Origin of the sequence: Enterococcus sp. HMSC078F03 (assembly GCF_001811595.1) — a bacterium.
GTDB lineage: Bacteria > Bacillota > Bacilli > Lactobacillales > Enterococcaceae > Enterococcus > Enterococcus faecalis.
On the sequence record NZ_KV805556.1, the window covers coordinates 164,325 to 183,107 of the forward strand.

Annotated in this window: 21 protein-coding genes; 18 read left to right on the forward strand and 3 right to left on the reverse strand. The window is 36.1% G+C overall.

Features of this window, described 5'->3' with window-relative positions:
* The first annotated feature begins 117 nt into the window (after nucleotides 1-117).
* From recJ to HMPREF2810_RS06345, 4 genes are all read left to right on the forward strand, one after another.
* Complete coding sequence (recJ, locus tag HMPREF2810_RS06330; RefSeq protein ID WP_002382374.1) at nucleotides 118-2,430, forward strand: single-stranded-DNA-specific exonuclease RecJ; 2,313 nt, start codon at nucleotides 118-120, stop codon at nucleotides 2,428-2,430.
* A gap of 2 nt (nucleotides 2,431-2,432) precedes the next feature.
* A complete protein-coding gene (locus HMPREF2810_RS06335; RefSeq protein WP_002357441.1) occupies nucleotides 2,433-2,945 on the forward strand; it encodes an adenine phosphoribosyltransferase in 513 nt (170 codons plus the stop codon).
* Nucleotides 2,946-3,156: 211 nt separating this feature from the next.
* Nucleotides 3,157-3,453: a hypothetical protein gene (locus HMPREF2810_RS06340; protein WP_002311824.1), complete on the forward strand. Its 297-nt coding sequence runs from the start codon at nucleotides 3,157-3,159 to the stop codon at nucleotides 3,451-3,453.
* Nucleotides 3,454-3,459: 6 nt separating this feature from the next.
* Nucleotides 3,460-5,412, forward strand: coding sequence for a hypothetical protein (locus HMPREF2810_RS06345; RefSeq protein WP_000163792.1), 1,953 nt, complete (start codon nucleotides 3,460-3,462; stop codon nucleotides 5,410-5,412).
* 71 nt (nucleotides 5,413-5,483) lie between these two features.
* On the opposite strand, the gene dfrG is transcribed toward HMPREF2810_RS06345, so the two are convergent.
* The 3 genes from dfrG to HMPREF2810_RS06360 all read right to left on the reverse strand — a co-directional run bounded on the left by dfrG (nucleotide 5,484) and on the right by HMPREF2810_RS06360 (nucleotide 7,380).
* Entirely contained in the window at nucleotides 5,484-5,981 is a 498-nt protein-coding gene (dfrG, locus tag HMPREF2810_RS06350; RefSeq protein ID WP_000868795.1) for a trimethoprim-resistant dihydrofolate reductase DfrG, read from the reverse strand.
* A 354-nt stretch (nucleotides 5,982-6,335) separates the two neighbouring features.
* A complete protein-coding gene (locus tag HMPREF2810_RS06355) occupies nucleotides 6,336-6,533 on the reverse strand; it encodes a hypothetical protein (RefSeq protein WP_002360203.1) in 198 nt (65 codons plus the stop codon).
* A 193-nt stretch (nucleotides 6,534-6,726) separates the two neighbouring features.
* On the reverse strand, nucleotides 6,727-7,380 hold the full coding sequence (locus tag HMPREF2810_RS06360) for a PAQR family membrane homeostasis protein TrhA (RefSeq protein WP_002357443.1): 654 nt from the start codon (nucleotides 7,378-7,380) through the stop codon (nucleotides 6,727-6,729).
* A 131-nt stretch (nucleotides 7,381-7,511) separates the two neighbouring features.
* Here HMPREF2810_RS06360 and HMPREF2810_RS06365 point away from each other — a divergent pair, with 131 nt between their 5' ends.
* The 14 genes from HMPREF2810_RS06365 (at nucleotide 7,512) to HMPREF2810_RS06430 (ending at nucleotide 18,744) form a co-directional block, all read left to right on the forward strand.
* Complete coding sequence (locus HMPREF2810_RS06365) at nucleotides 7,512-8,354, forward strand: DegV family protein (protein WP_002357444.1); 843 nt, start codon at nucleotides 7,512-7,514, stop codon at nucleotides 8,352-8,354.
* A gap of 103 nt (nucleotides 8,355-8,457) precedes the next feature.
* On the forward strand, nucleotides 8,458-9,357 hold the full coding sequence (locus HMPREF2810_RS06370; protein ID WP_010715239.1) for an SGNH/GDSL hydrolase family protein: 900 nt from the start codon (nucleotides 8,458-8,460) through the stop codon (nucleotides 9,355-9,357).
* Nucleotides 9,350-10,003 (forward strand): YpmS family protein, encoded by a 654-nt coding sequence (locus tag HMPREF2810_RS06375; protein ID WP_002377303.1) that lies wholly within the window; start codon nucleotides 9,350-9,352, stop codon nucleotides 10,001-10,003. Before HMPREF2810_RS06370 ends, HMPREF2810_RS06375 begins: the two co-directional genes overlap by 8 nt.
* Nucleotides 10,004-10,019: 16 nt before the next feature.
* Nucleotides 10,020-10,535, forward strand: coding sequence for a peptide-methionine (S)-S-oxide reductase MsrA (msrA, locus tag HMPREF2810_RS06380; protein WP_010715237.1), 516 nt, complete (start codon nucleotides 10,020-10,022; stop codon nucleotides 10,533-10,535).
* 5 nt (nucleotides 10,536-10,540) lie between these two features.
* A complete protein-coding gene (locus HMPREF2810_RS06385; protein WP_002357449.1) occupies nucleotides 10,541-10,759 on the forward strand; it encodes a YozE family protein in 219 nt (72 codons plus the stop codon).
* 87 nt (nucleotides 10,760-10,846) lie between these two features.
* Nucleotides 10,847-12,289, forward strand: a complete 1,443-nt coding sequence (locus HMPREF2810_RS06390; protein ID WP_025188430.1) for a S41 family peptidase — start codon at nucleotides 10,847-10,849, stop codon at nucleotides 12,287-12,289.
* 18 nt (nucleotides 12,290-12,307) lie between these two features.
* Nucleotides 12,308-12,862 carry a signal peptidase I gene (gene lepB, locus HMPREF2810_RS06395; RefSeq protein WP_002382369.1) on the forward strand — a complete coding sequence of 185 codons (555 nt, stop codon included), beginning with the start codon at nucleotides 12,308-12,310 and terminating at the stop codon, nucleotides 12,860-12,862.
* A gap of 114 nt (nucleotides 12,863-12,976) precedes the next feature.
* Nucleotides 12,977-13,426: a hypothetical protein gene (locus tag HMPREF2810_RS06400; RefSeq protein WP_002371090.1), complete on the forward strand. Its 450-nt coding sequence runs from the start codon at nucleotides 12,977-12,979 to the stop codon at nucleotides 13,424-13,426.
* Between the two features lie 148 nt (nucleotides 13,427-13,574).
* Nucleotides 13,575-13,943 (forward strand): GntR family transcriptional regulator, encoded by a 369-nt coding sequence (locus tag HMPREF2810_RS06405; protein WP_002408441.1) that lies wholly within the window; start codon nucleotides 13,575-13,577, stop codon nucleotides 13,941-13,943.
* Complete coding sequence (locus tag HMPREF2810_RS06410; RefSeq protein ID WP_002408442.1) at nucleotides 13,940-14,794, forward strand: ATP-binding cassette domain-containing protein; 855 nt, start codon at nucleotides 13,940-13,942, stop codon at nucleotides 14,792-14,794. The genes HMPREF2810_RS06405 and HMPREF2810_RS06410 overlap by 4 nt, the downstream gene beginning before the upstream one ends.
* A 1-nt stretch (nucleotide 14,795) precedes the next feature.
* Nucleotides 14,796-15,527 (forward strand): hypothetical protein, encoded by a 732-nt coding sequence (locus HMPREF2810_RS06415; protein WP_002408443.1) that lies wholly within the window; start codon nucleotides 14,796-14,798, stop codon nucleotides 15,525-15,527.
* Nucleotides 15,528-15,720: 193 nt separating this feature from the next.
* Nucleotides 15,721-16,401 carry an ABC transporter ATP-binding protein gene (locus HMPREF2810_RS06420; protein ID WP_002357457.1) on the forward strand — a complete coding sequence of 227 codons (681 nt, stop codon included), beginning with the start codon at nucleotides 15,721-15,723 and terminating at the stop codon, nucleotides 16,399-16,401.
* Nucleotides 16,402-17,685 carry an ABC transporter permease gene (locus HMPREF2810_RS06425; protein ID WP_010715236.1) on the forward strand — a complete coding sequence of 428 codons (1,284 nt, stop codon included), beginning with the start codon at nucleotides 16,402-16,404 and terminating at the stop codon, nucleotides 17,683-17,685.
* Nucleotides 17,686-17,775: 90 nt separating this feature from the next.
* Nucleotides 17,776-18,744, forward strand: coding sequence for an NADP-dependent oxidoreductase (locus tag HMPREF2810_RS06430; protein WP_025192226.1), 969 nt, complete (start codon nucleotides 17,776-17,778; stop codon nucleotides 18,742-18,744).
* Nucleotides 18,745-18,783: the final 39 nt, after the last annotated feature.

The following is an 18,783-nucleotide window of genomic DNA, read 5'->3' on the forward strand; positions in this document are numbered from 1 at the left end:
ACTGTGATATCTGCTATTTATCTAACAGATATCACAGTTTTTTTCTCAGATTTAAAAAAATGCTTTCTTTAGTTTTTGGAAAAATTTTGCTATAATTACTTGGTTAGGAGTGACGTCGTGAAAAAATCAAACTATCAATGGCAGTTACAGACAAAGACAGAATTACCTGTAGAATTTATAGAACAATTAAAAAAAGAAGAAATTAATCCATTAATTGGCCAACTTTTATGGCACCGCAATATCCGGACAGAAGAAGCATTACGTAAGTTTCTACATCCGACTATCGAAGATATTTATGATCCGTTCTTAATGCATGATATGGAGAAAGCGGTAGCCCGCATCCAGCAAGCCGTCGAAGCGGGTGAACAAATCCTTGTCTATGGGGATTATGATGCAGATGGCATCACTAGTACCACGGTTATGAAAGAAGCAATCGAATTAGTCGGTGGCATGGTTCAGTACTTTCTACCGAATCGTTTTGTTCATGGCTATGGGCCTAATAAAGACGTATTTGCTGAACAAATTGAACAAGGAGTCCAATTAATTGTAACCGTTGATAATGGTGTAGCCGGACATGAAGCAATTAACTACGCTATGGCACAAGGAGTAGATGTAATCGTTACTGACCATCATGAATTGCCTGAACAATTACCAGAAGCCTATGCGATTGTCCACCCTAGACATCCACAAGGTGACTATCCTTTTGGAGATTTAGCTGGTGTTGGCGTGGCTTTCAAAGTCGCTACTGCGTTACTTGGTGAATTGCCAATTGAGTTATTAGATTTGGTAGCAATTGGGACGATTGCTGACTTGGTTTCATTAACCGATGAAAATAGAACGTTTGTCAAAATGGGCCTTCAAATGATTCAAACTGGTGATCGAATTGGTTTAGACGTTTTATTACAAGAAGCGGGTGTGAAAAAGGAAGCTGTTTCAGAAGAATCAATTGGCTTTACCATTGGACCTCGTTTAAACGCATTAGGTCGATTAGGGGAAGCCGCACCAGGTGTTGAATTGATGACTACATTTGATGAAGAACAAGCGCTGGAAATCGCTAAATATATTGATCAACAAAACAATGAACGAAAAGACATTGTAACGACGATTGCCAAAGAAGCCCTGGATTTAATCGACCCGAATGCGCCGGTCCATATTTTAGCGAAACAAGGCTGGCATGAAGGCGTCTTAGGGATTGTCGCGGGCCGCATTATGCAAGAAACGGGGAAACCAACCATTATTTTAGCAATAGATGAATCTGGTACGACTGCTAAAGGCTCTGGACGCAGCATTAGCGCATTGAATCTCTATGAGGCGTTGAACGAAGTGCGTGAGCAATTCACTCATTTTGGTGGGCATCATATGGCAGCGGGAATGACTTTACCTGTTGAAAATATTCCTTTTGTTCAAGAACATTTGGCACACTTTATTGAAAAAAATCAAATTGATATGGCTAATGGACAAGAGTTGCTCATTAGTGAGAGCTTAGCGGTTTCGCAGGCCACGACTACTTTTATTGATCAATTGCGTATTTTGGCGCCTTTTGGGACCGATAATACTGTTCCAACTTTTGTATTTAAGGAAATCACGCCTACGCAAATTCGGCAAATTGGTGCAGATAATGCACATCTGAAATTTCAAATGAATCAAGAAGGGGCACAATTGGATGCAATTGCTTTTCAAATGGGGCCTCAAGCGGATGAACTAGCACAAGGAACCGCCGATGTGGCAGGCCAACTTTCCATCAATGAATGGAATGGTCGTAAGAAACCACAATTAATGGTGACTGATTTTGCTGTATTGGGAAGACAATTATTTGATTTTCGTGGCAAAAATAATCAAACGAAACCAATTCCTTCAGAAGCAACAGCTTATCTTTTGTTTGATGAAAAAAATCAAAAATTCATTTCAGATCCAACCGCTAATATTATTGTTTGGTCAAACCAAGAAGAATTGGTGGAAGCTGTTTCTCAAAATCAAATCGAACAACTGGTTTTTGTCGACTGTCCTGTGGAAGCAATCACGGTTAAAGAAATTGTTGAAGCGACTGAGATACAACGTATATACATGATGTTTATTTCACCAGAAGAAGCTTATTTAAACGGTATGGCTTCACGTGAACAATTTGCAACATTGTATAAATTTATTTTGCAGCAAAAAGAAGTAAATCTACGTTCCCAGCTATCGAAGGTGGCAAATTACTTAAATATCCAAGAAAAATTATTAATTTTCATGATACAGGTGTTTTTTGACTTAGGATTTGTTACAATAGAAAGCGGTGTTTTAAACAGTATTGAGAAACCCGACAATCGACCATTGACTGAAAGTCAAGTGTACCAACAACGATTGAAAAAAATAAAAACAGAAGAATTTCTACTTTACAGTGATTGTCAAACAATACAACAATGGCTGTGGAATGAGGAGGACAAATAAAAATGGATTTAAGAGATTACATTGCAAGCATTCCAGATTATCCTGAGAAAGGGATCGTGTTCCGTGACATTTCTCCATTAATGGCTAATGGGGATGCCTATCGTGAAGCAACGAAACAAATCGTGGATTACGCGAAAGAAAAAAGAATTGATATGGTTGTAGGACCGGAAGCTCGTGGCTTTATTGTCGGCTGTCCAGTGGCTTATGAACTAGGGGTTGGCTTTGCTCCGGTTCGTAAAAAAGGAAAACTTCCTCGTGAAACCATCGAAGTGACTTATGACTTAGAATATGGTTCAGATACATTAACGTTGCACAAAGATGCCATCACACCAGGCCAACGTGTTTTGATTTGTGATGACTTGTTAGCAACTGGTGGTACAATTAAAGCAACCATCGAATTAGTCGAACAATTAGGTGGTATTGTGGTTGGTTGTGCGTTCCTAATTGAATTAATGGATTTACATGGCCGCGATAAAATTGATGGCTACGATATTGTTACCTTAATGGAATACTAATCTAATTTAATTAGAAAGAGCGAAGGATTTAATCTAAGTAGTTCAGTTTTGGAGTACAAAAAGTGAAAATGTAAACCTAAATGAGTATCAAATTGCAACTGAATTTGATACTCGTTTTTTATTGTTAAATCAACGTTTGTTGTTAATTTACACCACAAAATGTAAGTTAAAATGTATATAAAAATGCGAACGTGAAATAATTATTGTAGGAATGCAAATTGGTGTGTTAAAATGGTTACAATTTACTAAGCAAAAAGGGGTGCATTTTCCTATGCAATTTCTTGAGCCAAAAAATAAGAACGCTAAGTCTGTGGATTGGGAAATATCAGAGCAAGTAAGGGTGATAGTTAAGCAATACGCTGAATATGCAGAGCGTACTGAAAGCGAAGCAGTGGATGAATTCTTATTGAACATTTTAGACGATAAGAAGTTTATTGAATGGATTGCCAACAAGCGAAGTAATAAGCGGATTGTTGAAAAAATGGGTATCAAAGATAGAGTGGGTTGATAGACAATGACCAAGCTTAAAAGATTAGCCACGAAGGAAGATGAAATTGTAGATGTTAAAATTCCGATTTCAAACGAAGAATTAAAAGATAGGGCTAAACAATATGATTTATTAACTCCAAAACGATTTGCAACAAGGTATAACAAAATGTTGTTCTTGCCAACGTCTTTTAAATGGAACGGTTCTGAATATCCCATTCAATATAATTACTGCATCAATCCGTTTTGTTGTAATTTTGGGAAAGAACAGCACAAATTCAAAGATGTAAAAGGGAAACCAAGTCGATATAAAATGACTGGTAGTTCCAAAGATAAAGGTCATAAAGGTATGTACTGCAATGACAATCCTATTGGCAGAGGTGTATCGCAAAACTGTACAGTAACCCCTTTATCTAATTGGTCTGTTGTTGAAGAAATTAAACGCCTTATAGAAATCAATAGCATCCAAGATGTTGAGCCAGATTATCAATTTCATAAAGAAGGCTGCTCGGAAGAAGAATCAACCCCATTCAATGAGCCGAAGCAATTTTACAAAAGGGGGAAAAGTAGGGGCAAATCTCAACGCTATCAATGTAAGGCGTGTAAGAAGTTCACTAATGTTCTACCAAAAAGAGAAGAAACCACTACTTATCACCAACAAAAGAACACCATTCTTCCAATGTTCGCTAAGATGGTTGTTGGAAGGGTTTCAGTCAGTCGTACTTGTGATATTTTAGGAATTGGAGTTGGAACCTACTATCATAAGCTGGAGTGGCTGTATAGGCGTTGTTTGGAGTTTTTAGAACGATATGAGACACAACCCCTTCAAACAAAGAAATTTAACGAGATGTGGCTTAATACGGACAAGATGCACTACTACCTAAATAACGTCCGTAAGAAAGGACAAGGTTCAAAGAAATATACGGGGTTTGAAGACCTTAATATGCAAACGTATATAGTTGTATCTGCTGAGGTCTTATCAAGATATGTGTTCCGTTCTGATGTTGCCTATGATTGGAATATTTCAATGGATGAATTAAATGAAGATACAAGAAAATTCAAAGAAGACCATCTCAATACTTTTAGTCGTAAAAATGATAGGTTAGATTGGTCTTATTATCCACAAGAACCATCCGCTAACGATAGCGAAAATAGGAATGCTTATCTTCACGAATTAGGGAAAATTACTAATAGGAGTAGATTTGTCGATGGTTTAAATGTTGATGCTCCTTATACTACAACTGCTCACTATTGGTTAATTAAACAAATGGTTAATGCCGACGAATGGCGAATGATTAGTGATGATGACTTCTCTATTAGAAACGCCTTTTATAGAGTATTCACGAAAGAATTAAGGTTGAGCGATGCACATCATTTTATTTGCCAAGTTAACAAGACGAAAAGCAGAAAACAATGCTTAAAAGAATTCGGACAAGCAAAAGCAGAACTGCTCGATTGGGGAGATATCAGAGGATTCAAAACAAAGTTTCTACGGACTTTGGCATCTCATTATCTAACTGAATTACTAACAAGTCATCAATTCCACGAAGAGGCTATTAGTAAAGATGGAGAAAGATATCGCAAATATGCCGATAACCCTATCAAACATCCATTAGCCACTAAGGATAAAGGATTTTATTCAGTTGATTGTAGAACGGATTTATCTGCTCTGGAACCAAACGAAATCGCAAAGATGCTATTAAATGTTAATGACCATTCGACCAATAGCTTTATTCAACAGATAAGACGTTATATATCATCTCTTGAAAGACCATTAACAACAGCTCGTGGTGATAAGAAGAGCTATATTTACGCTAACTTCAATCCGAAGTATGCTCAATTTGCGATTACAATTCTAAGAACTTACTACAACTTTTGTCGCCCTTTTAAATCAGCGGATAAAAAGGTTTTGACACCTGCTCAAAGATTAGGGATTACAGATAAACAATTTGATTGGAAAGATATAATTTATTTCAAATGACAAAAAGAGCTTGGAGTAATCCCAAGCTCTTGTGCTTTATCTTTACTGTTCTTCTTCAATTAACGCACCCGTTAACTCAATAAGTTTTTTCTTTCATATACATGAAAATAGTAGTTATACGGATTTTTATCATTCTTTATCCCTTTTTGGGCAAATACCTCATTCCATTCCTCATAATTCACTTCTGGAAAAAAAGTATCTCCTTCGAATTCATGATGTATTTTTGTGATGTACATTTTCTCAACATAAGGGAAAAACAAATTATAAATCTGTTCTCCTCCGAAAATAAAAATTTCTTCTTCGTTTTTACATAACTCAAAAACATCTTCTATTGAATGAACAATTTCACAACCATTAAAGGTAAACCCCTTATCTCTCGTCAGAATAATATTTCTTCTGTCAGGTAAGGCTCTTCCGATTGATTCAAGGTTCTTCCTACCTAATATTATCGGATGTCCCTTTGTAGTATTTTTAACATATTCCCAGTCCTTGGGAATCCTCCAAGGAATGTCATTCTCTTTGCCAATCACTCTATTCTTATCCATCGCAGCAATCAAAGAAACTTTCATTTATAACACAGCCTTTTTAACTAATTTACCATCTAATTTCTTATTTCTATCAAAAAACCTTTTCTCATTATCCTGCCCGTTAGTTGAATAAGCAATTTTTTCTATAAGTTATATTATCATAATACCACAAAATCACAAATTTTCATTCAATTATCATTTTCAATTGCATTTTATAAATCATTTTGTATGTAATTTGGTATGTAAGTTAAAATGAAAAAAGTAGTCCATTTTGAAGTACATTTTGTCATTTTGTACTCCAAAACTGAACTACTTAGATTTAATCCTTCGCTCTTTCTTTGACATATTTATAAAAACGGAGCGTAGCTTGGGGGGAACACACCGTTTTATTATTTATTAAGGGAACTTACGATAAACGTATCTTGCTTGCTGTTGTTTACGTGTACGTGTATAACGCTTCTCATCCCATGACATAAACCAAAGAATAAATAACGGCGTCACGATCATAAAAGCAAGACGTAATCCTAATGTTCCCAAGAAAATACCTATAACCAATACAAAAAATAAAAATCCAACACGACGAATTGCTTCCATGTGTATCACCTCTTCATTTGATTCGAACGAGTGTTCGTATTGTTATTATACGAATGTATGTTCGTTTTGTAAAGTCTTTTCTACTAATTTATGTTAAAATAATTCGAAAAGAAGAATAATCCTTTATAATAAAGAGATTTAGGGCAATAAAAGAACACGATGCTTTGAGCATCGTGTTCTTATTGTGCTGTGATTACGTATAAAAGAGAACAGAAAAATACATGAGGATCGCTGCAAGCATGACGAACAAATGCCAAACCACATGCATAAACCGCACATTTTTCAATGAATAGAAGGCTGCACCTAATGTGTAAGACACACCCCCTGCGACCAATAACGCTGTTCCTGTAAACCCAAGAGATTCATATAACGGACGAGCAGCTATGATACAGAGCCAACCTAAAACAATATAAATAATCGTTGAAATGTTTTTCACTGTTTCTTGTTTATGCAACGTGAGGGATTTATAGACAATACCGACGATGGCGATTAACCAGACTAAACTAAATAAGGTCCAACCTAACCAACCGCCAATACTAATTAAGCAAAACGGCGTATAGCTGCCAGCAATCAATAAGAAAATAGAACTATGATCGAAGACCTGAAAGACCTTTTTGGCTCTTGTAAAAATTAAACTATGAAATAACGTTGAAGATAAAAAAAGTAGAATCAACATGGAGCCATAAATAGCATAAGATACCACGTGAATCGGTGAGCCTAAACGAGCTCCTTTAACAAGTAAAATGACTAAGCCAGCAATACTTAAACCTGCGCCTATGCCATGTGTAACTGCATTCAAGACTTCGTTCACGATTAGGTATTTTTTTGAGAAATGCGTTTTTTCCAATAAATTCACTTCCTTTATTTTAATTTGATGAAAAATTCGGCAGTGTCTGTTATACTATAACTAGATAATTAACCGTTTAATGGTATTCTACCATGAAAACAGGTTCCTTTTAAAGAAAGAGTGATAAATTTATGACAAACGTTAAAATCGTAACGGATTCTTCATGTACGATGGAAAAAAGTCTTAGAGATGAATTAAATATCCATATGATGCCTTTATCAATTATGGTTGATGGCGTTGTTTATCCAGATGATGATCATTTGCCAGGCGAAAAATTTATGGACATGATGGCTAATGCGAAGGCCTTACCCAAAACGAGTCAACCACCAATTGGTGAATTTGTAGAATTATATGATCGCTTAGGTGAAGATGGCAGTGAAGTAATTTCGATTCACATGACAAAAGGCTTAAGTGGAACGGTTGAAGCGGCCCGTCAAGCTAGCAACTTATCATCAAGTAAAGTAACGGTGATTGATAGCGATTTTACAGACCAAGGTTTGTCTTTCCAAGTCATTCAAGCAGCAAAATTGGCACAAGCGGGAGCGGGTGTTCCAGAAATTTTAGCTGAAATTGAACGCGTCAAACAAAATACTAAATTATACATTGGCATTTCAACATTGGATAATTTGGTTAAAGGTGGACGAATCAGCCGTACAACAGGATTATTATCAAACATTTTTAATATGAAAGTTGTCATGGACTTTGAAAATACGGAATTGATTCCTGTAGCGAAAGGCCGAGGCGTTAAAACGTTTAATAAATGGTTTGACGAATTGAAATCAGAATTAAGTAAGATTCCAAATGTTCGACAAATTGGCATTTCTCATGCGGATGGGCTAGAACTAGCAAATGGATTCAAAGAAGGATTACAAGCAATCTTTAAAGACATGGATATTCCCGTATTACATACGAATCCAGTCATTGCAACACATACAGGAAAAAATGCCTTTGCTATTATGTACTATACAGACTAAGAAATAACGAGGTTGGGTCTCACTCTTAAACGAGTAGACGCAACCTCTTTCTAACAAGAAAAGGAAAATTTCTTGTTGGTTTATTTAAAAGGAAGTGACGAAGATGAAAAAACAAACACAGCATATTTTGCTGACCGTCTTAACACCTATCCTCATTGCGCTAGGTGTTTTTACATTGTTAAGTGTGGCCATCCCCAAAGCAAAGCCACTATTAAAGCAAGAGAAAGTGGCCACAACTGCTCAAAAAAATCAAAAAGAAGTCATTCATTATACAGCTATCGGTGATTCTTTAACTGAAGGAATTGGCGATTTGACGAATAGTGGAGGTTTTGTTCCTATTGTGGCAGATGATTTAAAAGAACACTACAACTTGAACGGTGTTCAAACAGACAATTTTGGGAAAAATGGGGATCGTAGTGATCAAATTTTAAAACGAATCAAAGAGAAACCTGAAATTCAAAAGGGCCTTGCCTCTGCGGACGTGATTACGCTAACGGTTGGTGGAAATGACTTAATGAAAGTAATTAGTAGTAATATTTTCGACTTGAAAGTCAGCTCGTTCAATCGTCCACAAAAAGCCTATCAACGCCGAGTAAGACGACTACTTGAAGAAATCCGAGAGTACAACGAGAAGGCCCCTATTTATGTCTTAGGAATTTACAATCCCTTCTACTTAAACTTTTCCGAAATTACAGAAATGCAAGAAATCGTTGATAATTGGAATCAAGCAACCGAAGAAATGGTTCAAGAGCAAAAACGAGCCTATTTCATTCCTATCAATGATTTACTCTATAAAGGTCGTGGCGATGAAGTTGGCGTAACTGGTGGCGACTCAGAAACTACAGGAAGTAGTGCTAGCAAAGAGGATTTAAACAATTTGTTATATGAAGAAGATCGCTTCCATCCGAATAATCTTGGCTACCAAATTATGTCCGGAGCTGTCCGGGATGAAATGGTCAAGACAGAGAAAGAATGGATAACCAAATCAGAAGGTAGTGAATAAAATGAATGAAGAAAAGCCAAAAACAAGTAAATCAATTAAAAAGACACAACCAACCAATCCTAAACGAAATCCCTGGAAAATCGCTTTTCTTGTTCTAGTGGGTTTAGTCATTGGTAGTGTAGCTTTCGTGACATTTCGAGCAACACAAGTTCGCGAACCAGATTTAAAGAAAATACCAGCAATTGTTGAAAAAGAAGGCGAGCCAGTCGTCACCATTCAGTCAAAAAAACAACAGGTGAACAAACTGATTGACTTTTATTTAGCCGACTTTCAAAAAGGTTCGGAGATCAAATATAAATTTTATTTAGAAAATGATGCTTTATTAAATGGAACATTTCAGGTGTTAGGGCATGACATTCCTTTTTACTTATATTTTGATCCTTACGTGATGGCGAATGGCAATGTACAATTAAAAGCAAAAAGTTTATCTATAGGAACGTTAGGCTTGCCAATTAAAGAAGTATTGAAATTTGCTAAACGTTCTTACAAACTACCTAAATGGGTTGAAATCAATCCAGATGATCAAACTGTTTTATTACGTTTAGATCAGTTTAGAATGCAAAATGGTCTATTTGTTCGAGCAGAAAAGATTAATTTAGTTGACGATGACATTCGGATGAATATATACTTGCCAAAAGAGAAATAAAAAAGGAGTGTTAGAGATGGAAGAAAAAGCAATTTTTGCAGGCGGCTGTTTCTGGTGTATGGTGCAGCCTTTTGATACACAACCAGGGATTATCTCAGTTGTTTCGGGTTATACAGGTGGGCACGTGCCTAATCCAACATATGAACAGGTTCTAACACACACAACAGGCCATACGGAAGCAGTAGAAATCACTTTTGATCCGGCGATTATTTCTTATGAACAATTAGTGGATATTTATTGGCAACAAACGGATCCTACTGATGCTTTCGGTCAGTTTCAAGACCGCGGCGATAATTATCGGCCAGTTATTTTTTATCGTTCTCAAGAACAAAAAGAAATTGCTGAGAAAAGTAAAGAACGTCTAGCTAATAGTGACCGTTTTACAGAACCAATTGTTACCACCATCGAACCAGCAGCACCATTTTATCCTGCTGAAGAATACCATCAAGACTTTTATAAAAAAGACGCTTTGCGTTATGGATTGTCCCATCAACGTAGAAGTGAATTTATTGAAGAAAAATGGAGTGACTAATTTACATGAGACGAAGCTTTTACCATTACTTAATGACATTAAAAGGTCCGGCTAAAGATCCTGAAACTGATTTTGCCAATGAAGCGGCCAAAGATATTCAGTTTCCAAAACAAACCGAGGATTATCATGAACTTTCTTCTTATTTAGAAATGAATGCTGACTATTTAAGCAACATGGACATCTTTGATGAGTTATGGGAAAAGTACCTTGAAAACAATAAATAAATCCAGAGGAAAAGCAAACAAAGCTTTTCCTCTTTTTTCATTCATGTTATAGTAAACAAAAGTAGTGACGAATTTGTTAGAAATGAGATGAAATCTATGAAGAACAAACGAACTGTTCCTTTTTATCAATATATTATTTCGCTCCTCTGTGTCGCATTTTTAGCTGGAGGAAGTAGTTATATTTATTTTGATCATCGTGTTAAAAAGATGAGTCAAGAAGGGGCAATTACCAATGCTGATTTAAGCAAAGTGCAGGATTTATATAATGAAATTAGTACCAATTATGTAGGTGAAGTAGATAAAAATGAATTAGTTGAAGGCGCCTTAAAAGGCATGTCTGAAGCTATTGGAGACCCATACTCAACTTATCTAAATGAATCTGCTGCCAATGATTTAAACGAAAGCTTATCTGGCGATTTTGAAGGAATTGGTGCCACTATGACAATGAAAGATGGCGAACCAGTTGTAGCAGAGGCCCCTGTAGCAGATTCCCCAGCTGAAAAAGCGGGAATCAAAGAAGGCGATATTATTGAAAAAGTTGATGGTACAGCTACAAAAGGGATGAAACTAGCAGAAGTCGTCTCAAAAGTCCGAGGTAAAAAAGGAACTTCCGTTGAATTGACTATCCAAAGAGAGGGAGAAACTAAAAATATCTCAATCAAACGTGGGAAAATTCCCGTTAAAACAGTGACAGGTGAGTTAGACAAAAAAGATGCACAAATTGGCTCGATTAAAATTACGTCCTTTGGTAAAAAAACATATCAAGAATTGAAAGAAACAATCACGAATTTACGAGCCAAAGGAGCTAAATCCTTTGTAATTGATGTACGCCAAAATCCTGGTGGACTGCTAGATCAAGCAGAGCGAATGGCCAGTATGTTTTTAAAAAATGGCGAAACAATTGTTCAATTTGAAGACAAAAAAGGACGTACGATGAAAGAAGTTGCTTCCAAAGAATTAGACGACGGCTTTAAAGTAAAAGAACCTGTTGCAGTTATCATTGATGGCAATAGTGCCAGTGCATCCGAAATTTTTGCTGCAGCACTGCATGAATCTGCGAATGTCCCACTAATTGGAACGAAAACATTTGGCAAAGGAACGGTCCAAACGGTGAAGGATTTAAATGACCAAACCGAAATAAAATTGACTGTTTTAAAATGGTTAACACCAAAAGGCGAATGGATCAACGAAAAAGGAATTGAACCAACCATCAAAGCTGATTACCCCGAGTATGCCTATTTAAAATTGATTCCTCGCGATAAAACGCTAAAAGAAGGGGATCAATCTGAAGATATTCAGAACTTAAATGCTATTTTAGCTGTATTAGCGTATCCTGTTGATGAAAACAATGCAAACTACACCGCAGAAACAAAAGCAGCGGTTAGCGATTTTCAACAGAAAAATGGCTTGCCTGTAACTGGAGAAATCGACAATGAAACAGCCACAAAAATTGAAGCCACTTTAGGTAAATTAATTCTTGAAAATGACGCTGCCTACGATACAGCAGTCAAAGAAATTCAAAAAAACTAGAAAAAAGGTGGCACGAAGTTGAAGAAGAAACGTGATTATGTTGGGTATTTAATGTACTTTCTGAAAATTTTAGTACCAGCAATCGTAGCCGTTTTTATTTTAAGAGGATTTTTCCTGATTCCTGTTCGGGTGGATGGCCATTCCATGCAAAAAACCTTGAATCAAGGAGATATGATTGTGATGGAAAAATTCTCCGCCATTAAACGGTTTGATGTGGTGGTCTTTAAAACAGACACAGGATCGATTCTGATTAAACGTGTGATTGGTTTACCAGGAGAAGCTGTGCGTTACGAAAACGATCAATTATATGTCAATAATCAGCCAATCGCTGAACCCTATTTAACTAAAAACAGAAAAAAAGATCATGAAACGATGCCTTACACTACGAATTTTGATTCAAAAGAATTGTTAATGCAAGAAAAATTACCTAAAGATAGCTATTTTGTACTTGGTGATAATCGCCGTATGTCCAAAGACAGCCGTTCTTTTGGTGCAATACATGCAGATCAAATCTTAGGGAAAGCACAATTTGTTTATTACCCACTCACTCATATGAAGATCATTCCTAAATAAGTAAGACCACTAGTTCGTTTATTTAAATAACGACTAGTGGTCTTTTCTAATCTGAAAAATTGTTCTCTTAGCTGAAAAATGTTAAGGTTAAAGTAATGATAGATGTAGGAGGTCATGCAAATGATTAGAAAAACTATTTTAGCAAGCTCTATCTTAGGCGTTGGGTTGCTAATTGGTGCATGTGGGAATCAAACCCAAACGCAAATGAATTCAACCAATACTAGTGAATCATCACAGCCTAAAGTAACCGAATCAAGTCGCAAGTCATCTGAAAGTGCGTCTAATAACGAAGGTGTATCAAGCGATTCTAGTAAATCCACAAGTTCCACTACAGAATCAGAAATCTTAAAAGGTCTGGCGGAAGAAAAAACGCTAAAAGAAAAAATTCCGTCCTTAAATCAAACAACGATTAAGCAAGTCACTGATAATGAGTATAAACGCATTCTTGTGATGGAAGAAAAGGCTACAGGAACAACCTATAAAAGTATTTTGATCAAAAAACAAAATCGCTTAAAAATTGTCAACGAAACAACCGATGAATTGTTGTACAATGGAACCCTATAAGAAGGAACGGATTCAATCAACTCAAAAGTATCGCCATTGTTTTCAAAGAAAAATTTCTTTGGAAACAATGGTTTTTTTGTTGACAAAAGAATTTCTAAGATATATAGTTAGTTACATAAGTAGTTAACCGTTTAAGCGAGGTGTAAAAATGGAATTTAATTTTTCGGGGGAAAAGCCTTTATTTCAGCAAGTAGCCGATCAGATTGCCGAAGGAATTTTTAATGGCGCTTACTTAGAAGGCGAACAAATTCCCTCAACCACAGAAATATCAAAAAGTTACCAAATCAATCCAGCCACCGTTTTAAAAGGAATGAATTTATTAGTAGAACGACAGCTGATTGAAAAGAAACGGGGGATTGGCATGTTTGTTTTACCAGGCGCTCAAGAGAGAGTAAGAAGGGCACGGAAAGAAGAATTTTTAAATAAAGAAGTATTAGAAGTTGTCGCAGAAGCTAAAAAATTAGGGATTACAGCCGAACAATTAAAACAACTAATTGAAAGAGGGTATGACGCATGAGTTTGCGGGTGGAATCAGTAAGCAAAAAATATCATCAAAAAAAGGCATTAGATAATATTTCAATTACTTTTGAAAAAGAAACGATTTATGGGCTTTTAGGCAGGAATGGGGCTGGTAAAAGTACGTTATTAAATATCATTAATAATCGAAGTTTTGCCACTTCAGGTTCCGTTCAATTGGCGGGAGAAACAGTGACCGATAATGAGACTGCTTTGAATCATATTTACTTAATGAGTGAAGATAATTTATTTCCTCCTCAGTTAAAAATTAAAGATATTTTTAAAACGACTGAAGGTTTTTATGGATCATTTGACTGGTCTTTGGCCGAACAAATGTTAAGCGATTTTGGTTTAGATAGTAAAAAGGCATTCAAAAAATTATCAACTGGTTATCGGAGTATTGCTAAACTAATAGTGGCGCTATCCGTCCCCTGTGAGTATATTTTTTTAGATGAGCCGGTCTTAGGTTTAGACGCCAATCATCGGGAATTATTTTATACTTATTTAATTGAGACATACCAAGAACGTCCCCGTACGTTTGTGATTTCTACCCATTTGATTGAAGAAATTGCGAATTTATTAGAAGATATTATCATCATTGATCAAGGAAAATTGATTCGCGCAGAATCTATTGAAACAATTTTGAAAAACGGTCGCATTGTTTCTGGGCCGAAAGAACAAGTAGAGCGCTATACTCAGTCATTGGAAATCTTAGGCATGGACACTTTAGGTGGGGCAGTTACGGCTTACGTGTACGGCGACTTGCCAACTGAAAAAGCAGAGGTTCAAATTGCGCCGCTAAATTTACAAACATATTTTGTGCAATTAACCAATAGAAAGAAGGAAAAGTAAAATGAAATTTAAAACAGCTTTGCGGTATCGTGTAATTTATCAAGTCCGTTCCTTAGCAATTTATTTTGGCTTTTATGCTTTGTTCGGCATTCTTTTTCCTCTTATTGGGTTGCTCTTTTCTAACGACGTGAATACTGTCAGCTCTGATGCAGTAATTCCTTGTCTGGTTTTTATGGGGATACTATCATTTTTTGGGATGAACACAGATTTTAAACTGTTTATTCAAAACGGGCTTTCCCGCTGGACAATTTTTTTGGTGAATTTTGTAAGTAATGCTATTTTATCTTTGGTTGGATCCTTGGCTGTACTTGTACTGATTAAAGTATTTAGCGGCAATTTCATTTCTCATTTTCAATTATCAATGAAATTAATTGATGTCTATGCTCAAGGAAACTTTTTCATGTCGTGGTTGCTCTTTTTTATCTTACTAATGCTTAGCGGCTCACTTGGCTTGTTAGCAGGTGTCTTTAATGATCGGATAGATGGCGTAAAAAAACTCATTGTTTTATTGCTGTTATTAATGATTCCTATTTTACTGGGCACGATTGCACAATTAGGGGGGACACCAATGCGCCTGAGAATGCTCCACGTCTTGCAAGCAATGGTTGGTTATCAATCCACTGGTTTTACTGTCCTGCCACTTCTTCTGACAATCAGTTGCTTTGTTGGCATTAATCTTGGTTTGGCCTATTTATTGAATAAACATCGTGAAATTAAACGCGTAAATGCATAACTAATTAATAAGAACATGTTCAATGAGGTGAATTTGGAACATGTTCTTATTGTTTTAATTGAGAGATACATCGGAAGTACCATGACAAAGGAAAGGGCTTCCGTCAAAATAGAAAGAGAAGAAAGGAGTATGAAAAGAGTAAAAAAACTTTGTAAATAAGTAAACGACAAAGAATGAAAAATGGAGGGGTAACATGGCGGTAATTGAAGCAAAAAATATCAAAAAAAGTTATGGAAAGAACGAAACAAAATTTGATGCGTTAAAAGGTGTTGATTTAAAAGTTGAAAAAGGTGAATCTGTGGCCATAATTGGTAAAAGTGGCTCTGGGAAATCAACATTTATGCACATTTTGGCATTGTTAGATCAACCAACTTCAGGAGATATTTATTTAAATGGTAAAAATGTTACTAGTATTAGAAAGAAAGTGCTGAATAAAACGAGAAATGAAGAATTTGGTTTTGTTTTTCAACAATTCTTTATGAATGCCAAGGATACAGTTTTAAATAATGTTCTTTTACCATTAAAAATTGGTGGTATTTCCGGTAGCAAGAGGAAAAAGATGGCTTTAGATGCGTTAAAAGCAGTCGGTTTGGAAGATAAAGTTCAAAACAAAGCGAATAATTTATCTGGTGGCCAAAAACAACGGGTATGTATAGCGCGTGCTTTAGTTAATAATCCGCAAATTATTTTTGCAGATGAACCTACAGGGAATTTAGATTCTGCCACTGGGAAGAAAATTGAAGAATTGTTATTTGATTTAAATAAAAATAAAGGAATTACCTTAATTATTGTGACACATGATCCAGATTTAGCAGCACGTTGTGATCGGCAAGTTCATGTTCGAGACGGCTTGATTGTAGGAGGAGATGAGTAAATGAAATTTAGAGATATTTTAAAATCAGCTAGTACCAATTTAATGCGTAATAAAGGTCGAACCGTATTGACCATTATTGCAATCTTTATTGGAGCATTTACCATAGCTTTAACTACAGGAGTCAATATTGGTGTAAATGATTATATTGACAAACAAGTCGGCAGTGTCGGTGGTGCAAATCAGCTATTTATTCAGCCAAAAATGGAGATGAATGTTGGTAACGGAACAGAACCAAGTAAATATAATCCAGAGAAAAAAACCAGTACGATTCAACAACAAAGTATGCTTGCTGAAAAAGATATTGAGAAGATTAAAAAAATCTCGGATGTTACATCAGTGGAACCAATGAAATCCGTTGCTATCGATTATATAAAAGGAGCAGATAAGCATAAATATGTATTTTCAGCAACTTCTGCGCTAGATGAGATGACCATTGATTTAGCGGCTGGCCGTAAAGTTTCGCAAACGAGCCAGGACTTCGAAATTAATTTGTCACCAGAATATGTAAAGGCGCTCGGCTATACATCTAGTAAAGCTGCCGTGGGAGAAACAGTTCAATTAGGTATCTCAAGTTCCTTGAAAGGACAAGAGCAAGTTATTGAAGCAAAAATTGTTGGCGTTAGAAATACCAGTGTCATTCAAAATGGGCTCTCGCTGATGAATAAAGCATTGATTGATAAAGTTGTCTCAATCAATCAAGCAGATCTTCCAGAACATTTAAAAAATCAATACGCGATGATTATTGCTGAAGTTAAAAAAGACAGCACGCCAGAGCAGATTAAGGACATCAAAAAAGATTTAGATAAAGCTGGCTATTTAGCGACTACTGTCGAAGATGAAATTGGTATGATTCGTAATATAATCAATGCAATCACTGGTGTTTTAACCATGTTTGGTGCAATTGCCTTGTTAGCTGCAAGCTTTGGCATTATTAACACGCTGTATATGTCTGTCCAAGAAAGAACGCGAGAAATTGGTTTAATGAAAGCCATGGGTCTTAGCAATGGGAAAGTCTTTACAATTTTTAGTGTTGAGGCGGCTTTAATTGGCTTTTTTGGCTCAATATTAGGCATTTTAGGAGCTGTTGGGGTTGGAAATTTAGTTAATCGTTTGGCAACGGATTCTTTTTTAAAGGCTTTAACAGGATTTAAATTAATTCAATTTTCATTGCCATCTTCACTAACGATTATCTTAGTTATTATGTTTATTGCTTTTTTAGCAGGAACTTTACCAGCTCGAAGAGCAGCAAAATTAGATCCAATTGAATCTTTACGTTATGAATAATAGACTAAAAACAGCTACTTTCTCTCAATTTAACTAAAGCATATTCTTATATAAAAAGAAGGCAATAGGCGTATACTAAAAGTGTGAAAAATGAAACAAATGAGAGGAAGTTGGTTTATGAAAGCTGTTGTGATTAATCAGTACGGAAGTAAAGAGGTACTTGAAGAAGCAGAAGTAACACTGCCAGAATTATCGGAACATCAAGTGTTGGTAAAAGAATACGCGACATCAATTAATCCGATTGATTGGAAATTGCGTGAAGGATATTTAAAACAGATGTTTGATTGGTCCTTTCCGATTATTCTTGGTTGGGATGTCGCTGGTGTGATTACAGAGGTGGGGAGTCAAGTAACGGATTGGCAAGTTGGCGATAAAGTTTTTGCTCGTCCTGAAACTACTCGTTTTGGTACCTATGCAGAAGTAACGATTGTGGATGATCATTTATTAGCAAAAATCCCTGAAACAATTAGCTTTGAAGAAGCGGCTGCCGTTCCGTTGGCTGGTTTAACCGCTTGGCAAGCATTGTTTGATCATGGTCACCTTAAAGAAGGAGAAACTGTTTTAATTCATGCTGGTGCAGGTGGGGTCGGTACTTATGCGATTCAACTAGCAAAAGAAGCGGGCGCACATGTCATCACGACCGCTAGCGCAAAAAATCATGCCTTACTGAAAAAAATTGGTGCAGATGAAGTGATTGATTATCATACAACGAATTTTGCAGAGGTATTAACTGATGTTGATTTGGTTTTTGATACAATGGGTGGTGAGGTTCAAAAAAATAGTTTTGACGTCTTAAAACCAAACACAGGTCGTCTTGTTTCAATTGTGGGCATTGAAGATAAACAATTGGCAGCCGAAAAAAATATTTCTGCTGAAAGTATTTGGCTTCAACCAAATGGAGAACAATTACAAAAAATTGCTGATTTGATGGCAGCTGGAAAAGTGAAATCAATTATTGGTGAAGTTTTCCCTTTTTCTAGACAAGGGATTTATGATGCACATGCACTCAGTGAAACGCACCATGCAGTTGGCAAAATAGTTGTTCAAATGGCAAAATAAAAGAAGCTCAGACAGTGAATTATCTTAAAATAGAAAAAG

Bases quoted from the DNA above. Each gene is read 5' to 3' on its own strand.
- HMPREF2810_RS06335 (WP_002357441.1), top strand. From the start codon at position 2,433: ATGGATTTAAGAGATTACATTGCAAGCATTCCAGATTATCCTGAGAAA.
- HMPREF2810_RS06340 (WP_002311824.1), top strand. From the start codon at position 3,157: ATGCAAATTGGTGTGTTAAAATGGTTACAATTTACTAAGCAAAAAGGG.
- HMPREF2810_RS06345 (WP_000163792.1), top strand. From the start codon at position 3,460: ATGACCAAGCTTAAAAGATTAGCCACGAAGGAAGATGAAATTGTAGAT.
- dfrG (WP_000868795.1), bottom strand. From the start codon at position 5,981: ATGAAAGTTTCTTTGATTGCTGCGATGGATAAGAATAGAGTGATTGGC.
- HMPREF2810_RS06355 (WP_002360203.1), bottom strand. From the start codon at position 6,533: ATGGAAGCAATTCGTCGTGTTGGATTTTTATTTTTTGTATTGGTTATA.
- HMPREF2810_RS06365 (WP_002357444.1), top strand. From the start codon at position 7,512: ATGACAAACGTTAAAATCGTAACGGATTCTTCATGTACGATGGAAAAA.
- HMPREF2810_RS06370 (WP_010715239.1), top strand. From the start codon at position 8,458: ATGAAAAAACAAACACAGCATATTTTGCTGACCGTCTTAACACCTATC.
- msrA (WP_010715237.1), top strand. From the start codon at position 10,020: ATGGAAGAAAAAGCAATTTTTGCAGGCGGCTGTTTCTGGTGTATGGTG.
- HMPREF2810_RS06385 (WP_002357449.1), top strand. From the start codon at position 10,541: ATGAGACGAAGCTTTTACCATTACTTAATGACATTAAAAGGTCCGGCT.
- HMPREF2810_RS06390 (WP_025188430.1), top strand. From the start codon at position 10,847: ATGAAATCTATGAAGAACAAACGAACTGTTCCTTTTTATCAATATATT.
- HMPREF2810_RS06400 (WP_002371090.1), top strand. From the start codon at position 12,977: ATGCAAATGATTAGAAAAACTATTTTAGCAAGCTCTATCTTAGGCGTT.
- HMPREF2810_RS06405 (WP_002408441.1), top strand. From the start codon at position 13,575: ATGGAATTTAATTTTTCGGGGGAAAAGCCTTTATTTCAGCAAGTAGCC.
- HMPREF2810_RS06410 (WP_002408442.1), top strand. From the start codon at position 13,940: ATGAGTTTGCGGGTGGAATCAGTAAGCAAAAAATATCATCAAAAAAAG.
- HMPREF2810_RS06415 (WP_002408443.1), top strand. From the start codon at position 14,796: ATGAAATTTAAAACAGCTTTGCGGTATCGTGTAATTTATCAAGTCCGT.
- HMPREF2810_RS06420 (WP_002357457.1), top strand. From the start codon at position 15,721: ATGGCGGTAATTGAAGCAAAAAATATCAAAAAAAGTTATGGAAAGAAC.
- HMPREF2810_RS06425 (WP_010715236.1), top strand. From the start codon at position 16,402: ATGAAATTTAGAGATATTTTAAAATCAGCTAGTACCAATTTAATGCGT.
- HMPREF2810_RS06430 (WP_025192226.1), top strand. From the start codon at position 17,776: ATGAAACAAATGAGAGGAAGTTGGTTTATGAAAGCTGTTGTGATTAAT.